General features: G+C 67.6%; 1 protein-coding gene. It reads left to right on the top strand.

Translation table 11 applies throughout. The features are described from left to right. Window positions 1-42: 42 nt before the first annotated feature. A partial coding sequence (locus tag ACN269_RS33305; RefSeq protein ID WP_421477093.1) for an ATP-binding protein occupies window positions 43-1,219 on the top strand: 1,177 nt, incomplete at its 3' end.

The raw sequence follows: 1,219 nt of genomic DNA, 5'->3' as shown, positions 1-1,219 counted from the left end.
CTGATCACCTCCCGCCCCGAGTACCAGGGGGCTTTGACGCGGGTGTCCGGCGCCGAGGCAATAACACTTGCCCCGCTAAGTGATTCGGATACTGCAGCGCTACTGGGTGAGCTACTGGGCTCGGATCCCTCGATCGGCGAGCTGGCTGCGACAATCGCCGAGCGGGCAGTGGGGAACCCGTTTTTCGCCGAGGAGATGGTCCGCGAGTTGGCCCAGCGCGGGGTCCTGGCCGGCGAGCGCGGCGGCTACATCTGTCGCGCGGACGTCGCCGAGATCGCCGTGCCGGCCACGGTGCAGGCAGCCATCGAGGCGCGCATCGACCGGCTGAGCCACGCGGCCAAGCGGACGCTGCACGCGGCGTCGGTGATCGGCACCCGCTTCGAAGGGGAGCTACTGGCAGCGCTGGGCATCGATGCGGTGGTCGACGAGCCGGTGGATGCGGAGCTGATCGATCAGGTCCGGTTCCCCCCGCAGGCCGAGTACGCGTTCAGGCACCCGCTGATCCGCGCCGTGGCCTACGAATCGCAGCTGAAATCCGATCGCGCCGAGCTGCACCGGCGCCTGGCCGAAGCGATCCAGCAGCGTGAACCCGACTCGGTGGAAGAGAACGCGGCACTCATCGCCGAACATCTCGAGTCTGCCGACGAGCTGCCTGCGGCGTATGGCTGGCACATGCGTGCTGCAACCTGGTCCACCAACCGCGACCTCGTCGCTGCCAGGGTCAGTTGGGAACGGGCATATCGAATCGCCGATCGGCTGCCCACCGACGACCCGAACCAACTGTCGATGCGCATCTCCCCGCGGACCATGCTGTGTGCCACTGACATTCAGGCCCGAGCAGTCCAGGACAGCCGGGCCCGCTTCGCGGAGCTGCAGGAGTTGTGCAGCGCGGCCGGGGATAAAGTTTCGCTGGCCATCGGCATGACCGCACTGGCCACCGAGGCGTGCTATGCCGGACGCGCTCGTGAGGCGGCGCAGCTGTCCTCCGAACAGATGGCGCTGCTCGAGTCGATCGACGATCCCACCCCGATCATGGGGTTGTCGGCCATCGCGTTTGTCAACTGGCACGGTGTCTTCGACTTCGGTGAAGTCTTGCGGAGGTCGCAGACCATCGTCGACCTCGCGGCCGGTGACCCGGTCAAGGGCGCCGGCTACGGTGTGGGCTCCCCGCTCGCGATTGCGTTGGCATGGCGCGGCACCGCTCGGTCGTGTCTGGGCC

Source organism: Micromonospora sp. WMMD736 (assembly GCF_049179015.1).
In the GTDB taxonomy this organism is placed as follows: domain Bacteria; phylum Actinomycetota; class Actinomycetes; order Mycobacteriales; family Micromonosporaceae; genus Micromonospora.
Note: the sequence above shows the minus strand (reverse complement) of the source record. Positions and strands in the feature narration are given on the sequence as shown.